The sequence below is a fragment of the Marinobacter sp. B-12 genome (assembly GCF_056857915.1).
The window spans coordinates 1-15685 of sequence record NZ_JBSXOB010000011.1 but is presented as its reverse complement, the minus strand read 5'-3'; the positions used below and the strand labels follow the sequence as shown (position 1 = coordinate 15685).

General features: G+C 55.4%; 13 protein-coding genes and 1 tRNA gene. All 14 read left to right on the top strand.

Annotated features, from left to right (window positions below):
• On the top strand, positions 1–145 hold a 145-nt coding region (locus AC13D2_RS00350; protein WP_482938027.1), incomplete at its 5' end, for an EF-Tu C-terminal domain-related protein.
• A 52-nt stretch (positions 146–197) separates the two neighbouring features.
• A tRNA-Trp gene (locus AC13D2_RS00345) sits at positions 198–273 on the top strand.
• Positions 274–306: 33 nt separating this feature from the next.
• Positions 307–675, top strand: a complete 369-nt coding sequence (secE, locus tag AC13D2_RS00340; RefSeq protein WP_007154029.1) for a preprotein translocase subunit SecE — start codon at positions 307–309, stop codon at positions 673–675.
• A gap of 12 nt (positions 676–687) precedes the next feature.
• Complete coding sequence (gene nusG / locus AC13D2_RS00335) at positions 688–1221, top strand: transcription termination/antitermination protein NusG (RefSeq protein ID WP_007154028.1); 534 nt, start codon at positions 688–690, stop codon at positions 1219–1221.
• A 119-nt stretch (positions 1222–1340) separates the two neighbouring features.
• Complete coding sequence (rplK, locus tag AC13D2_RS00330) at positions 1341–1772, top strand: 50S ribosomal protein L11 (RefSeq protein ID WP_007154027.1); 432 nt, start codon at positions 1341–1343, stop codon at positions 1770–1772.
• Position 1773: 1 nt separating this feature from the next.
• Positions 1774–2472 carry a 50S ribosomal protein L1 gene (gene rplA, locus AC13D2_RS00325; RefSeq protein WP_007154026.1) on the top strand — a complete coding sequence of 233 codons (699 nt, stop codon included), beginning with the start codon at positions 1774–1776 and terminating at the stop codon, positions 2470–2472.
• Between the two features lie 226 nt (positions 2473–2698).
• A complete protein-coding gene (rplJ, locus tag AC13D2_RS00320) occupies positions 2699–3229 on the top strand; it encodes a 50S ribosomal protein L10 (protein ID WP_007154025.1) in 531 nt (176 codons plus the stop codon).
• 39 nt (positions 3230–3268) lie between these two features.
• On the top strand, positions 3269–3646 hold the full coding sequence (gene rplL, locus AC13D2_RS00315) for a 50S ribosomal protein L7/L12 (protein ID WP_007154024.1): 378 nt from the start codon (positions 3269–3271) through the stop codon (positions 3644–3646).
• Positions 3647–3888: 242 nt separating this feature from the next.
• Complete coding sequence (gene rpoB / locus AC13D2_RS00310; protein WP_007154023.1) at positions 3889–7965, top strand: DNA-directed RNA polymerase subunit beta; 4077 nt, start codon at positions 3889–3891, stop codon at positions 7963–7965.
• Between the two features lie 77 nt (positions 7966–8042).
• Positions 8043–12257, top strand: coding sequence for a DNA-directed RNA polymerase subunit beta' (gene rpoC / locus AC13D2_RS00305; RefSeq protein WP_300499623.1), 4215 nt, complete (start codon positions 8043–8045; stop codon positions 12255–12257).
• Positions 12258–12425: 168 nt separating this feature from the next.
• Positions 12426–12800, top strand: coding sequence for a 30S ribosomal protein S12 (gene rpsL / locus AC13D2_RS00300; protein ID WP_007154021.1), 375 nt, complete (start codon positions 12426–12428; stop codon positions 12798–12800).
• A gap of 113 nt (positions 12801–12913) precedes the next feature.
• Positions 12914–13384, top strand: coding sequence for a 30S ribosomal protein S7 (gene rpsG / locus AC13D2_RS00295; protein WP_007154020.1), 471 nt, complete (start codon positions 12914–12916; stop codon positions 13382–13384).
• Between the two features lie 18 nt (positions 13385–13402).
• A complete protein-coding gene (fusA, locus tag AC13D2_RS00290) occupies positions 13403–15508 on the top strand; it encodes an elongation factor G (RefSeq protein ID WP_300499630.1) in 2106 nt (701 codons plus the stop codon).
• Positions 15509–15543: 35 nt separating this feature from the next.
• Positions 15544–15685: GTP-binding protein (locus AC13D2_RS00285; RefSeq protein ID WP_348120808.1), on the top strand; the 142-nt coding region annotated here is incomplete at its 3' end.

Here is a 15685-nt window from a genome sequence, read left to right as displayed (position 1 = left end):
TGTGGAAATGGTTATGCCGGGTGACAACGTCAAGATGAGTGTTACCCTGATTGCTCCGATCGCCATGGAAGATGGCCTGCGCTTCGCGATTCGTGAAGGCGGCCGTACCGTTGGTGCCGGCGTAGTCTCTAAGATCATCGAGTAATTGCTCTTTTTGAGTAAGAACTTGAAGTAAGTGCGCTGAGTTGTTTCGGTGCAGGCCAGTAGCTCAATTGGCAGAGCAGCGGTCTCCAAAACCGCAGGTTGGGGGTTCGATTCCCTCCTGGCCTGCCATTTTTTAACATCCGGATACATAAGCTGATTCCTATGGAGTCAAAAGCCGATCGTTCGACCAGTAGCTTCGATGCAGTAAAGTGGCTGGTCGTATTTGTTCTGATTGCAGCGGGCGTCGTTGGCAATCAGTATTTTAATGCCGAGTCACTGCTGTATCGGGTGCTGGCTCTCGTAGCTCTTGCTCTGGTCGCTGCTTTTGTGGCGCTCCAAACCGAGCGTGGTCGGCGTTTTGCGACTCTGCTCAAGGAAGCCAGGGTTGAAATCCGGAAGGTCGTATGGCCCACCAGGCCGGAGCTGATCCAGACCACAGCCATCGTTGTTGTGTTTGTGTTGGTTGTGGCGTTGATGCTGTGGGGTATGGATTCGTTGATCAGTTGGTTGGTCTCCGGAGTTATCGGGTAACAGGAGTGGGCAATGGCTAAGCGCTGGTACGTCGTTCATGCGTATTCTGGCTTTGAAAAGCACGTGATGCGCACTCTCAGGGAGCGTGTTGCTCTCAATGGCTTGGAAGAGAAGTTCGGCGAAATTCTTGTGCCGACTGAAGAAGTCGTTGAGATGCGTGACGGGAAGAAGCGCAAGAGTGAGCGCAAGTTCTATCCCGGCTACGTTCTGGTGCAGATGGAAATGGATGACGGCACCTGGCATCTGGTCAAGAATACGCCCAGGGTTCTTGGTTTCATTGGTGGTACCAAGGATAAGCCGGCCCCGATTACGGAGCGTGAGGCAGAGGCCATTCTTCGCCGTGTTGAGAGCGGTGCGGACAAGCCCAAGCCGAAGACTCTGTTCGAGCCGGGTGAAATTGTTCGCGTCACAGAAGGGCCGTTTGCGGACTTCAATGGCGTGGTTGAAGAAGTTGACTACGACAAGAGTCGGGTCAAGGTTGCCGTGTTGATTTTCGGTCGTTCAACTCCAGTAGAGCTGGAGTTCGGGCAAGTCGAAAAAGACTGATCGGCAGTCTTACATGCTGAGAGCTCGCGCGCTATGGCGACGCGGGCTTTTTGTGTCTGCTACTGGCAGTTGTAAATACAGGGGAGCCGAGAGGCGTTCGAACCCACAGGAGAAATATCATGGCTAAGAAAATCGAAGCGTACATCAAGCTTCAGGTTGCTGCCGGCAAGGCCAACCCGAGTCCCCCCGTTGGTCCTGCTCTGGGTCAGCGCGGCGTAAACATCATGGAGTTCTGTAAGGCGTTTAACGCACAGACCCAGGATATGGAGCCAGGCCTGCCGATCCCTACGGTTATCACCGTTTACAGTGATCGCAGCTTTACCTTTATCACCAAGACTCCGCCCGCACCGGTGCTGCTGAAGAAAGCAGCCGGCATCAAGAGCGGCTCTGGTCGTCCCAATACGGACAAAGTTGGCACGGTAACCCGTGACCAGCTGGAAGAAATTGCCAAGACCAAAGAGCCGGATCTGACTGCAGCCGACATGGATGCTGCGGTTCGTACCATTGCCGGAACTGCCCGTAGTATGGGCCTGAACGTGGAGGGCCTGTAACATGGCAAAGCTTAGCAAGCGTCAGAAGCTGATTCGTGAAAAAGTCGATTCCACCCGCGCTTATTCCGTTGACGAAGCGGTAGCGTTGCTAGTTGAGCTGGGCGGTAGCGTCAAGTTCAAGGAATCCGTGGATGTTGCCGTCAATCTGGGCGTCGATGCGCGTAAATCAGACCAGGTTGTGCGTAGCAGCACTGTTTTGCCTCACGGCACTGGCAAGACCGTTCGTGTGGCGGTATTCACCCAGGGCGCCAACGCCGAGAAAGCAACCGCTGCCGGTGCTGATATTGTTGGTATGGATGACCTGGCGGAAGAGGTCAAAAAAGGCAACATGGATTTCGACGTGGTTATTGCCACTCCGGACGCCATGCGTGTTGTTGGTCAGCTGGGCCAGATTCTTGGTCCCCGCGGCCTGATGCCGAACCCGAAAGTCGGCACGGTTACCCCGGATGTTGAGACTGCCGTAAAGAACGCCAAGGCGGGTCAGGTGCGTTACCGCACTGACAAGAACGGTATCATCCATGCGCCGATGGGTAACGTGGAATTTTCTGCGCAGAACATCAAGGAAAATCTTGAAGCTCTGATCGCGGATCTGAAAAAGGCCAAGCCGTCTTCTTCGAAAGGTGTTTACCTCAAGAAGGTAACCCTGTCGTCGACGATGGGTCCTGGTCTGACTATCGATCAGAGCGCTCTGAGCATCTGAGGTTTTGTTCGGTAGTTACTTTGTAGTCTGGGCGGAAGCCAAGGCTGTCAAAGACCGCAGGCCCCTGAGGCGCTCTCTTTTATAAAGAGATGCTGGAAGGGTTAAAGCAACGCCTGCGCAGACGGTGTGAAGACGTTCTCTCTGAACCCAAACACCGTTGGGAGCCCCGCGAGGGGTATATGTGGGTTTGCCGGGAATATGCCCGGCGAAATCGAGGAGAAATCCAGTGGCAATTAGACTCGAAGACAAGAAAGCGATCGTCGCTGAAGTCAACGAGACTGCCGGTGGTGCTCTGTCTGTTGTTCTGGCTGACTACCGTGGTATCACTTCAGGTGATATGACGGCGCTGCGAGCGAAGGCCCGCGCTGAAAGCGTTCATCTAAAGGTTGTTCGTAACAACCTGGCGAAGATCGCAATCCGCGGTACTGAGTTCGAGTGTATTGATGCGGCGCTGGTCGGCCCGACAATTCTGGCGTTCTCTATGGAAGATCCGGGTGCGGCTGCACGCCTGCTGAAGGATTTTGCCAAAGAGAAAGAGGCATTCGAGATCAAGGGCCTGGCTGTCGGCGGTGAGCTGATGGGCGCAGACCAGATTGACCGCCTTGCCAAGCTGCCGACACGCCACGAGGCGTTGACGATGCTGGCCGCTGTAACACAGGCACCGATCACCAAGCTTGCGCGGACACTGAACGAAGTTCCAACGAAAGTGACCCGTGCTGTTGCGGCAGTTCGAGACCAGAAGCAAGAAGCTGCTTGATTCTGTTGAACACCATTTTTATATTTTTGGGAGAAAGTCATGGCTCTGTCTAACGAAGACATTTTGAACGCAATTGCCGAAATGAGCGTAATGGACGTTGTTGCGCTGGTTGAAGCAATGGAAGAAAAATTCGGCGTATCCGCCGCCGCTGCTGTAGCTGCTGCTCCGGCTGCCGCCGGTGGTGAAGCCGCTGCTGCTGAAGAGCAGACTGAATTTGACGTTGTTCTTACCGGTCCTGGTGAGAAGAAAGTTAACGTCATCAAGGCCGTTCGTGAACTGACTGGCCTGGGTCTGAAAGAAGCGAAAGAGATGGTCGACAGCGCTCCTTCCGTTATCAAGGAAGCAGCGAGCAAAGACGACGCTGAAGAAGCCAAGAAGAAGCTTGAGGAAGCAGGCGCTTCTGTTGAGCTCAAGTAAGAGTTGGCTTTTGATCGAAACCGTGCGTTAAGCATGGACAGGCTGGTGGCCATGTGCCACCGGCCTTTTTCTGTTGTATATGCTATAGACTCTGAACGCCGATTCAGTGGTGCTGTCAGAATCTATAACCTACAGCGAGAGTCTTGTTCAAGACGGCGCAGTAAGCCGAGCAATTCGGCCCCGAAGCATGAAAATGGTTGCTTCTTGATACCAGGTATCAGGTCTAAAGCTGGGGAATGCAGATGACTTACTCCTATACTGAGAAAAAGCGGATTCGCAAAGATTTTAGTAAATTGCCGTCCGTGATGGATGTTCCCTATTTGCTGTCTATACAGCTGGATTCGTTCCGGGACTTCCTCCAAAGTGAAGCCGCGCCCGAAAATCGTCGGGAAACCGGTCTCCACGCAGCATTCAAATCCGTATTCCCGATTGTCAGTTATTCTGGCAACGCCGCACTCGAATACGTGAGTTACCGCATCGGCGAGCCGGTATTTGACGTCAAGGAATGCCAGCTTAGGGGCGTCACCTACGCAGCACCGCTGCGGGTGAAAGTAAGACTTATCATTTACGATAAGGAATCGTCCAACAAGGCGATCAAGGATATTAAAGAGCAGGAAGTCTACATGGGCGAAATGCCCCTGATGACCGAGAACGGTACCTTCGTTATCAACGGTACCGAGCGTGTTATCGTTTCCCAGCTCCACCGCTCACCCGGTGTGTTCTTCGATCATGACAAAGGTAAGACCCACTCGTCAGGTAAGCTGTTGTATTCGGCGCGGGTGATTCCTTACCGTGGTTCCTGGCTGGACTTCGAGTTCGATGCCAAGGACTCGGTCTTTGTTCGTATTGACCGTCGTCGCAAGCTGCCCGCGTCTATCCTCCTGCGTGCCCTGGGTTACAACTCAGAGCAGATGCTGGAGATGTTCTTTGATACCAGTAAGTTCAGTATCGGTCCTGAAGTGTGCAAGCTCGAGCTGGTTCCAAGCCGCCTGCGCGGTGACATAGCCACGTTCGATATCAAGGACAAAAAAGGCTCTGTCATCGTAGAAGAGGGTCGCCGGATCACTGCTCGTCATATCAAGCAGCTTGAAAAAGCGGGCCTGACCGAGCTGGAAGTACCGACGGAATACCTTCACGGCCGTGTACTCTCGAAAGACATGGTGGACACCAAGTCCGGAGAGGTTCTGGTTGAGTGCAATACCGAGCTGACCGAAGAAGTTGTTACCAAGATTCTTGATGCTGGCGTCACAGAAATTGAAACTCTGTACACCAACGATCTGGATTGTGGTCCGTTCATGTCGGACACGCTGCGCATCGACCCAACCCGCACGCCCCTCGAGGCGTTGGTTGAGATCTATCGCATGATGCGCCCGGGCGAGCCGCCCACCAAAGAGTCGGCCGAGAACCTGTTCAACAACCTGTTCTTCTCTGAAGAGCGGTATGACCTGTCCTCCGTTGGCCGCATGAAGCTGAACCGTCGCCTGCGTCGCGAAGAAAGCACTGGCGAAGGCACGTTGACCCACGACGACATCATCGACGTCCTCAAGACGTTGATCGATATTCGGAACGGTCAGGGCAATGTCGACGATATTGATAACCTGGGCAACCGTCGAGTTCGTTGTGTCGGTGAGATGGCGGAGAACCAGTTCCGCGTTGGCCTGGTGCGTGTTGAGCGTGCCGTACGCGAGCGTTTGAGTCTGGCGGAAAGCGAAGGCCTGATGCCTCAGGACCTGATCAACGCGAAGCCGGTAGCGGCTGCGGTGAAGGAATTCTTCGGCTCCAGCCAGCTGTCCCAGTTCATGGATCAGAACAACCCGCTGTCGGAAGTGACTCACAAGCGCCGTATTTCGGCTCTTGGGCCTGGCGGCCTGACCCGTGAGCGTGCCGGTTTCGAGGTTCGAGATGTGCATCCGACCCATTACGGTCGCGTATGTCCCATCGAGACGCCTGAAGGCCCGAACATCGGTCTGATCAACTCGTTGGCTACCTATGCCCGCTCCAACTCCTACGGCTTCCTCGAGAGTCCGTACCGGAAGGTAGTTGAAGGCGAGGTCACCGATGAAGTGGTATATCTCTCGGCTATTGAAGAGAGCAACTACATCATCGCTCAGGCCAGTGCGGCAATGGACGAGAACAAGCGTCTGTCTGATGAGCTGGTAACGGTTCGTCATCAGAACGAGTTCACGGTAACACCGCCGGAAAACGTTAACTTCATGGACGTTTCACCGCGTCAGGTAGTGTCGGTCGCCGCGTCGCTGATTCCGTTCCTGGAGCACGACGACGCCAACCGCGCACTGATGGGCTCCAACATGCAGCGCCAGGCGGTTCCGACGCTGCGTTCGCAGGTGCCCTTGGTAGGTACCGGCGTTGAGCGTACCGTGGCACAGGACTCTGGCGTTTGCGTAACCGCTCGTCGCGGTGGTGTGATCGAGAGCGTCGACGCGGCCCGTATCGTGGTACGTGTCAACGACGACGAGACTGAGGCCGGTGATGCTGGTGTGGATATCTACAACCTCACCAAGTACACCCGTTCGAACCAGAATACCTGTATCAACCAGCGTTCCATTGTTAACCAGGGCGACGAAATTGCCCGTGGTGACGTGCTGGCTGACGGCCCGTCCGTGGATTTGGGCGAGCTGGCCCTGGGGCAGAACATGCGTATCGCGTTCATGCCCTGGAACGGTTACAACTTTGAGGACTCCATCCTCATTTCCGAGAAAGTGGTTCAGGAAGATCGCCTGACCACCATCCACATTCAGGAACTGACCTGTGTGGCTCGGGATACCAAGTTGGGTAGTGAGGAAATCACCGCGGACATCCCGAACGTTGGTGAAAGTGCGCTGTCCAAGCTGGATGAGTCCGGCATCGTGTATATCGGTGCGGAAGTAGGTCCTGGCGATATCCTGGTCGGCAAGGTGACACCGAAAGGTGAAACCCAGTTGACCCCAGAGGAGAAGCTACTAAGGGCGATCTTCGGTGAGAAGGCTTCGGATGTGAAGGACACGTCCTCACGTGTGCCCACTGGCACCCGTGGCACGGTTATCGATGTTCAGGTCTTTACCCGTGATGGCATCGAAAAGGACACGCGTGCCCAGTCCATCGAAAAAGAGCAGTTGGACGAGTATCGCAAGGACCTGAAGGACGAGTACCGCATTGTAGAAGGTGCCACCTTCGAGCGTTTGACCAATGCCCTCAAGGGGCAGGAAGTCATCAGCGGTCCAGGCCTCAAGAAAGGCGCCAAGCTGGACGAGTCGTACCTGGCGGAATTGCCGCGCGACGACTGGTTCAAGCTGCGGATGAAAGACGAGGCGCTGAACGAGCTGCTTGAGAAATCCGAGCAAGGCCTTGAAGATCGCAAAAAAGAACACGAAGCGCGCTTTGACGATAAGAAAGGCAAGCTTCAGCAGGGTGATGACCTTGCTCCAGGTGTTCTCAAGATCGTCAAGGTATACCTCGCGATCAAGCGTCGGATTCAGCCGGGCGACAAGATGGCTGGCCGTCACGGTAACAAGGGTGTTATCTCGGCAGTAATGCCGATCGAGGACATGCCTTACGACGAGTATGGCAATACCGTTGATATCGTGCTGAACCCGCTGGGTGTTCCGTCGCGGATGAACGTCGGTCAGGTGCTCGAAACGCACCTGGGCGCCGCTGCCAAAGGGCTGGGTGAGCGCATCAGCCAGATGCTGGATGAGCAGCGTAAGATCGCTGAACTCCGCAATCTGCTGGACGAGATCTACAACCACTCGGACGAGGTCACCAAGGTGGATCTGGATTCGCTGAGTGACAAAGAGATCCTGGCCCTGGCCAACAATCTGCGCACAGGTGTTCCCATGGCAACGCCGGTGTTCGACGGTGCCAAGGAAGCAGAGGTCAAGCGTATGCTTGAGCTGGCAGGTCTGAGTACGACTGGCCAGACGGTATTGTATGACGGCCGTACGGGTGATGAATTTGACCGCCCGGTCACGGTTGGCTACATGTACATCCTCAAGCTGAACCACTTGATCGACGACAAGATGCACGCTCGTTCCACCGGTTCGTACAGCCTGGTTACCCAGCAACCGCTGGGTGGTAAGGCGCAGTTCGGTGGTCAGCGCTTCGGTGAGATGGAAGTGTGGGCTCTCGAGGCCTACGGTGCGGCGTATACGCTGCAGGAAATGCTTACCGTGAAGTCTGATGATGTGAATGGTCGGACCAAGATGTACAAGAACATTGTCGATGGCGATCATCGTATGGAGCCGGGTATGCCCGAGTCCTTCAATGTTCTGGTCAAGGAAATCCGCTCGCTGGGTATCGACATCGAGCTGGAATCCGACTGAGCCGAATTGTTTTTGGCAGCGTGAGCGGGTACCGGTCGGTACCCGCCCGAGAATAACGCCATCCGGAGCTGTTACTGATGAAAGATTTGCTGAATCTTCTCAAAAACCAGAACCAGAAGCAGGAATTTGACGCCATCCGTATTGGCCTGGCGTCGCCTGACATGATCCGTTCATGGTCTTTTGGTGAGGTCAAAAAGCCTGAGACCATCAACTACCGTACGTTCAAGCCTGAGCGTGACGGTCTTTTCTGTGCCAAGATCTTCGGCCCGATCAAAGATTACGAGTGTCTGTGCGGCAAGTACAAGCGGCTCAAGCACCGTGGTGTCATCTGCGAGAAGTGCGGTGTTGAAGTGGCGCTGGCCAGTGTGCGCCGTGAGCGCATGGGTCACATCGAGCTCGCTAGCCCGGTTGCCCACATCTGGTTCCTGAAATCATTGCCGTCCCGCATCGGCCTGATGCTGGACATGACCCTGCGCGATATCGAGCGGGTCCTGTATTTTGAGTCGTTCATTGTGATCGAGCCGGGTATGACTACCCTCGAGCGCGGTCAACTGCTAAACGACGAGCAGTATTATGAAGCCCTTGAAGAGTTCGGTGACGAGTTCGATGCCCGCATGGGTGCCGAAGCCGTCCAGGAGCTGCTCGAAGGTATTGATCTGCAGGCCGAAGTTGAGGCTCTGCGGGAAGAGATTCCCCAGACCAACTCAGAGACCAAGATCAAGAAGTTCAGCAAGCGCCTGAAGATTCTCGAGGCTTTCCTGTATTCCGGCAACAAGCCGGGCGACATGGTCATGACCGTCCTGCCGGTTCTGCCGCCGGATCTTCGTCCGTTGGTACCACTGGATGGTGGCCGTTTTGCCACGTCTGACCTGAACGACCTGTATCGCCGGGTGATCAACCGTAACAACCGCCTCAAACGCCTGTTGGAGCTCAATGCGCCCGACATCATCGTGCGCAACGAGAAACGGATGCTACAGGAAGCGGTAGATGCGTTGTTGGATAACGGCCGTCGCGGTCGCGCCATCACTGGCACCAACAAGCGCCCGCTGAAGTCCCTGGCCGATATGATCAAGGGTAAGCAGGGTCGTTTCCGTCAAAACCTGCTCGGTAAGCGTGTGGACTACTCCGGTCGTTCCGTGATCGTGGTTGGTCCCTATCTGCGCCTGCACCAGTGTGGTCTGCCGAAAAAGATGGCGTTGGAGCTGTTCAAGCCGTTCATCTTCTCGAAGCTTGAGCACCGTGGCCTGGCGACCACCATCAAAGCCGCCAAGAAGATGGTCGAGCGCGAGGAAGGCGTGGTCTGGGATATCCTGGACGAGGTTATCCGTGAGCATCCGATCATGCTGAACCGGGCACCGACTCTGCACCGTCTGGGCATTCAGGCGTTCGAGCCGGTACTGATCGAAGGCAAGGCCATTCAGCTGCATCCGCTGGTGTGTGCGGCCTACAACGCTGACTTCGACGGTGACCAGATGGCGGTACACGTGCCGCTGACCCTGGAAGCCCAGCTCGAAGCCCGTGCGTTGATGATGTCCACCAACAACGTGCTGTCGCCGGCCAACGGCGAGCCGATCATCGTGCCGTCCCAGGACGTTGTACTGGGCCTTTACTATATGACCCGCGAGCGCAAGAGTGCAGTCGGTGAAGGCATGGTGTTTGCCGATGTTAAAGAAGCACATCGTGCCTATGGTGCTGGCAAGGTTGATCTCCAGGCGATCGTCAAGGTCCGGGTAAAGGAAGTCACGATCCAGGAGGACGGCGAGCGTACCGAAGAGTACAAGATCGTCGACACCACGGTCGGTCGTGCCCTGTTGTTCGATATCGTTCCTGACGGCCTGTCTTATGACCTGGTCAACAAGCCGATGGTCAAGAAGTCGATCTCGAACCTGATCAACACCTGTTACCGTGATGCCGGCCTCAAGGATACCGTTATCTTTGCTGACCAGCTCATGTACATGGGCTACCACTATGCGACGGTTTCCGGTATCTCGATCGGCTTCAACGACTTTGAGATTCCTCCTGAGAAATACGAGCTGGTGGATGCCGCCTCCGAGGAAGTCAAGGATATCGAAACCCAGTACGCGTCCGGTCTGCTGACCCAGGGTGAGAAGTACAACAAGGTTATCGATATCTGGTCCCGTGCCAACGACAAAGTGTCGAAGGCGATGATGGATCGGCTTTCGAAAGAGCAGGTTATCGGGCCAGACGGCAAACCGGTCAAGGGTGAGGACGGCGAAGACCTGATGCAGGAGTCGTTCAACTCGGTTTATATGATGGCCGATTCCGGTGCCCGGGGTTCCGCGGCTCAGATTCGTCAGCTGGCTGGTATGCGTGGCCTGATGGCGAAGCCGGACGGCTCTATCATCGAGACGCCGATCACCGCTAACTTCCGTGAGGGTCTGAACGTACTCCAGTACTTCATATCCACACACGGTGCTCGTAAGGGTCTGGCGGATACGGCACTGAAGACTGCGAACTCAGGTTACCTGACTCGCCGTCTGGTTGACGTTTCCCAGGATCTGGTCGTTACCGAAACCGATTGTGGTACCGAAGAAGGTCTGCTGATGACGCCGCACATCGAGGGTGGCGACGTGGTTGTACCGCTGGGTGATCGTGTGCTTGGTCGTGTTACCGCCCGAGCAGCCTTTACGCCAACGGACAAGGACAATGCCGTTGTCGAGGCCGGCGTCCTGTTGGATGAGAAAGCGGTTGAATCCCTTGAGCGTGCCGGTGTGGACGAAGTCTGGGTTCGCTCTGCGATCACCTGTGAGACTCGTCACGGTATCTGTTCCAAGTGTTATGGCCGTGACCTGGCCCGTGGCCACGAGGTCAATGTGGGCGAGGCTGTCGGCGTTATCGCCGCACAGTCCATCGGTGAGCCGGGTACCCAGCTGACCATGCGTACGTTCCACATCGGTGGTGCTGCAAGTCGGGCGTCCGCGGTCGACAACATTCAGGTCAAGCACGGCGGCACCGTTCGTCTGCACAACCTGAAATCGATCGAGAAGAGCGATGGCACTCTGGTTGTAGTGTCCCGTTCGTCAGCGCTGGCCATTGCCGATGAGCAGGGTCGTGAGCGTGAGTGGTACAAGCTGCCCTATGGCGCGGTGCTGTCCGTCAAGCACGGTGACACCGTGGAAGCTGGGGTTGCAGTTGCCAAGTGGGACCCACACACGCACCCGATCATCGCCGAAGCGGAAGGTACTGCCAAGTTCGTCAACATGGATCAGGGCATTACTGTCCGTACCCAGACCGACGAACTGACAGGTCTGTCCACGATGGAGGTTATCGACCCCAAAGAGCGTCCGGCCGCTGGTAAGGACATCCGTCCTGCGATACAGCTGATCGACGACAAGGGTAACGATGTCGAGTTGCCAGGTGGTGGTACCGCGATCTTCTTCCTGCCAGCCAACGCGCTGGTGACCATGGCCAATGGCGCCAAGATCGAGCTGGGTGACGTGGTTGCCCGTATTCCGCAGGAAAGCTCGAAGACCCGGGACATTACCGGTGGTCTGCCGCGGGTCGCCGACCTTTTCGAGGCCCGTCGCCCGAAAGAGTCGTCCATCCTGGCCGAAGTCAGTGGTGTGGTGTCCTTCGGCAAGGAAACCAAGGGTAAGAAGCGCCTGGTGATCACGCCGAAGGATGCGGACCCATATGAGGTTCTGATTCCCAAGCATCGTCAGATGAACGTGTTCGAGGGTGAAACGGTCGAGAAGGGTGAGGTTATCTCTGATGGCCCGTCCAATCCGCACGATATCCTTCGTCTTCTGGGTGTGGTTGCGTTGGCCAAGTACATCACCAACGAAATCCAGGACGTTTACCGTCTGCAGGGTGTTGTCATCAACGATAAGCATATTGAGGTTATCGTTCGACAGATGCTGCGTAAGGTGGAGATCACTGATGCCGGTGATACCACTCTGCTCTCCGGCGATCAGGTGGAAATCACCCAGTTCATGGAAGAGAACGAGAAGGCCGACGCTGCAGATAAAGAGCCTGCGCGGTGCGAGCGTCTGCTGCTTGGTATCACCAAAGCGTCCCTGGCAACCGAGTCGTTTATTTCGGCGGCGTCGTTCCAGGAGACTACCCGGGTGCTCACCGAAGGTGCGGTTACCGGTAAGCGTGATTACCTGCGCGGTCTGAAGGAAAACGTTGTAGTGGGTCGTCTTATTCCGGCTGGTACCGGTCTGGCGTATCACGCTGAACGTCGTCGCAAGCGCGACCTGGAAGAGCAGGGCGTAACTGCGGCGGATGTTGAAGAAGCTCTGAGTGCCGAGCTCAACCGCGAAAGTTGAGTTGACCGGTAACGCCACCTGCCGGTAGTTACTTACCCGGTGGGTGGTTAAAAAGAGATCAGTCATCTTGACTGTTCAAGGGCGCAGGCTTAAACTTGCGACCCTCAAATTTTACCCCCGCCTGTCGGGGGTAAGTTTCATTGATACGGTTTTTTGGAGTTTGCTTACATGGCAACGATTAATCAGTTGGTGCGTAAGCCTCGTAAACGCAAAGCGGCCAAGAGCGACGTTCCTGCTCTGCAGGCTTGCCCGCAGCGTCGTGGTGTTTGTACTCGTGTGTACACCACAACGCCGAAGAAGCCGAACTCAGCACTGCGTAAAGTGTGCCGTGTTCGCCTGACCAACGGCTACGAGGTTTCCTCATACATTGGTGGTGAAGGTCACAACCTTCAGGAGCACAGTGTTGTGCTGATCCGTGGCGGTCGAGTAAAAGACCTTCCGGGTGTGCGCTATCACACTGTTCGCGGAACACTGGACACCCAGGGTGTACAGAACCGTAAGCAGGGCCGCTCCAAGTACGGTGCAAAACGACCCAAGTCCTGATGTCCCACGCGGGTGTCTTTTATCGTTGCTACGTAGAACGGTAAGAGTAAGGCTGAGTAGCTGATGCTATCTCAGGGGTTCCTGAAGACCTTTTAATAGATAAGGGCTTATCGATGCCTAGAAGAAGAGTTGCAGCAAAACGGGAAATTATCCCGGATCCCAAATTCGGCAGTGCACGGCTGGCCAAGTTCATCAACCATGTGATGGAAAGTGGCAAAAAAGCTGTTGCTGAGCGCATTGTTTATGGCGCGCTCGATATCGTTGCCGACAAGTCCAAGGAAGAGCCGATCGACATGTTCGAGAAGGCCCTGGAAAACATCCAGCCGATGGTCGAAGTTAAATCCCGTCGTGTGGGTGGTGCTACCTACCAGGTGCCTGTAGAAGTACGGCCTTCCCGTCAGAACGCGCTGGCCATGCGCTGGCTCGTAGAATATTCGCGGAAGCGTGGTGAAAAGTCCATGGCGCAGCGTCTGGCAGGTGAGATTCTGGATGCCGCTGATAGCAAGGGCTCCGCTGTTAAGAAGCGCGAAGACGTTCATCGCATGGCAGAAGCCAACAAGGCGTTCTCTCACTTCCGTTTCTAATAAGCCGAGGTTTATACAGTGGCACGTAAGACTCCGATCAAGCGATACAGAAACATTGGTATTGTCGCGCACGTTGATGCCGGCAAGACGACAACCACCGAGCGGGTACTGTTTTACACAGGTATTTCCCACAAGATCGGTGAAGTCCATGACGGCGCGGCCACCATGGACTGGATGGAGCAGGAGCAGGAGCGTGGTATCACCATCACGTCTGCTGCAACGACCTGTTTCTGGCAGGGCATGGACAAGCAGTATCCTGAGCACCGCATCAACATCATCGACACTCCGGGGCACGTTGACTTTACCATCGAGGTAGAGCGTTCACTGCGCGTGCTCGACGGGGCTGTCGTGGTTTTCTGTGGCTCCTCCGGCGTTGAGCCTCAGTCCGAGACTGTGTGGCGTCAGGCCAACAAGTACGAAGTGCCTCGCATGGTGTTCGTCAATAAAATGGACCGTGCTGGCGCCAACTTCCTGCGTGTTGTTGAGCAGATCAAAAAACGTCTGGGCGCGAATTGTGTGCCGGTTCAGTTGCCGATTGGCGCTGAAGACGAGTTTGCCGGTGTCATTGACCTGATCCGTAACAAGGCGATTTACTGGAATGAGGACGACGCTGGCGCTACTTACGATGAGCGCGAGGTTCCCGCCGAGCTTGCCGATGAAGTGGCCAAATACCGTGAGCAGATGGTTGAGGCAGCTGCGGAAGCAAATGAAGAGCTGATGGAGCGCTACCTCGAAGAAGGCGAGCTGAGCATCGAAGACATCAAGAAAGGTCTTCGTGCGCGTACGCTGGACAACGAGATTGTTGTTGCGACTTGTGGCTCGGCTTTCAAAAACAAAGGTGTTCAGGCTGTTCTGGATTCCGTCATTGAATTCCTGCCGGCACCTGACGAAGTGAAAGCCATCCGTGGTGAAGTCGATGAAGACGGCACCGAAGAGACGCGTCAGGCTGATGACGATGCTCCGTTCGCGGCGCTGGCCTTCAAGATTGCTACCGACCCGTTTGTTGGCAACCTGACATTTTTCCGCGTGTATTCCGGCAAGCTTGAATCCGGTAACGCTGTATACAACTCCGTAAAGGCAAAGAAAGAGCGTGTCGGGCGGATGGTGCAGATGCACTCGAAGGATCGTCAGGAGATCAAAGAAGTTCTGGCAGGTGACATAGCTGCTGCCATCGGCCTTAAAAACGTCACCACCGGTGACACTCTTTGTGACGAGAATCATAAGATTATTCTTGAGCGCATGGAGTTTCCGGATCCGGTTATATCTGTAGCCGTTGAGCCGAAATCGAAAGCCGATCAGGAGAAGATGGGCGTTGCGCTCGGTAAGCTCGCCCAGGAAGATCCGTCTTTCCAGGTCCGTACCGACGAAGAGTCTGGTCAGACCATCATCTCCGGTATGGGTGAGCTTCACCTGGATATCATCGTTGACCGTATGCGTCGCGAGTTCAAGGTGGAAGCGAATATCGGTAAGCCTCAGGTGGCCTACCGTGAGTGCATCCGCAAGAACGTGGATGTCGAAGGTAAGTTCGTGCGTCAGTCTGGTGGTCGTGGTCAATATGGTCACGTCAAGCTCAAGCTTGAGCCGTTGCCTCTTGATGAGGAAGATGGCGAGAACTTTATCTTCGTGAACGAAATCGTTGGTGGTGTGGTTCCGAAGGAATACATCCCTGCCGTTCAGCAGGGTATCCAGGAGCAGATGCAGAACGGGTGTCTGGCTGGTTATCCTCTGCTGCGGATCAAGGCGACGTTGTACGACGGCTCCTACCACGATGTGGACTCCAACGAGATGGCGTTCAAAGTTGCTGGCTCGATGGCTATGAAGAAAGGTGCGCTGGAGGCCAGTCCGGCCCTTCTTGAGCCGCTGATGAGAGTCGAGGTCGCCACCCCTGAAGACTACATGGGTGACGTTGTCGGCGATCTTAACCGTCGTCGTGGCCTGGTTCAGGGTATGGAAGATACCCCATCGGGCAAGACGATTCGTGCCGAGGTTCCGTTGTCGGAGATGTTCGGTTACGCCACCGATCTGCGTTCTGCAACGCAAGGTCGGGCGTCTTATGCGATGGAGTTTTCGCGCTATATGGAAGCTCCCTCGAACATTGCCGAAGCGATCATTAAAAAGGGTTGATCCCCAGGACTTAAGAAACAGGAAGAGGTGTAACCGTGTCTAAAGCAAAATTTGAGCGTAATAAGCCGCACGTAAACGTGGGCACCATTGGTCACGTAGACCATGGCAAGACCACGCTGACAGCCGCGCTGACTCGTGTGTGTCACGAAGTGTGGGGTACTGGTAGTGCAAGCGCAT

What these genes read in the sequence shown, in the direction of transcription:
- rplL (WP_007154024.1), top strand. Translation starts at nt 3,269, where the DNA reads ATGGCTCTGTCTAACGAAGACATTTTGAACGCAATTGCCGAAATGAGC.
- rpoB (WP_007154023.1), top strand. Translation starts at nt 3,889, where the DNA reads ATGACTTACTCCTATACTGAGAAAAAGCGGATTCGCAAAGATTTTAGT.
- rplA (WP_007154026.1), top strand. Translation starts at nt 1,774, where the DNA reads ATGGCAAAGCTTAGCAAGCGTCAGAAGCTGATTCGTGAAAAAGTCGAT.
- rpsG (WP_007154020.1), top strand. Translation starts at nt 12,914, where the DNA reads ATGCCTAGAAGAAGAGTTGCAGCAAAACGGGAAATTATCCCGGATCCC.
- rpsL (WP_007154021.1), top strand. Translation starts at nt 12,426, where the DNA reads ATGGCAACGATTAATCAGTTGGTGCGTAAGCCTCGTAAACGCAAAGCG.
- nusG (WP_007154028.1), top strand. Translation starts at nt 688, where the DNA reads ATGGCTAAGCGCTGGTACGTCGTTCATGCGTATTCTGGCTTTGAAAAG.
- secE (WP_007154029.1), top strand. Translation starts at nt 307, where the DNA reads ATGGAGTCAAAAGCCGATCGTTCGACCAGTAGCTTCGATGCAGTAAAG.
- rpoC (WP_300499623.1), top strand. Translation starts at nt 8,043, where the DNA reads ATGAAAGATTTGCTGAATCTTCTCAAAAACCAGAACCAGAAGCAGGAA.
- rplK (WP_007154027.1), top strand. Translation starts at nt 1,341, where the DNA reads ATGGCTAAGAAAATCGAAGCGTACATCAAGCTTCAGGTTGCTGCCGGC.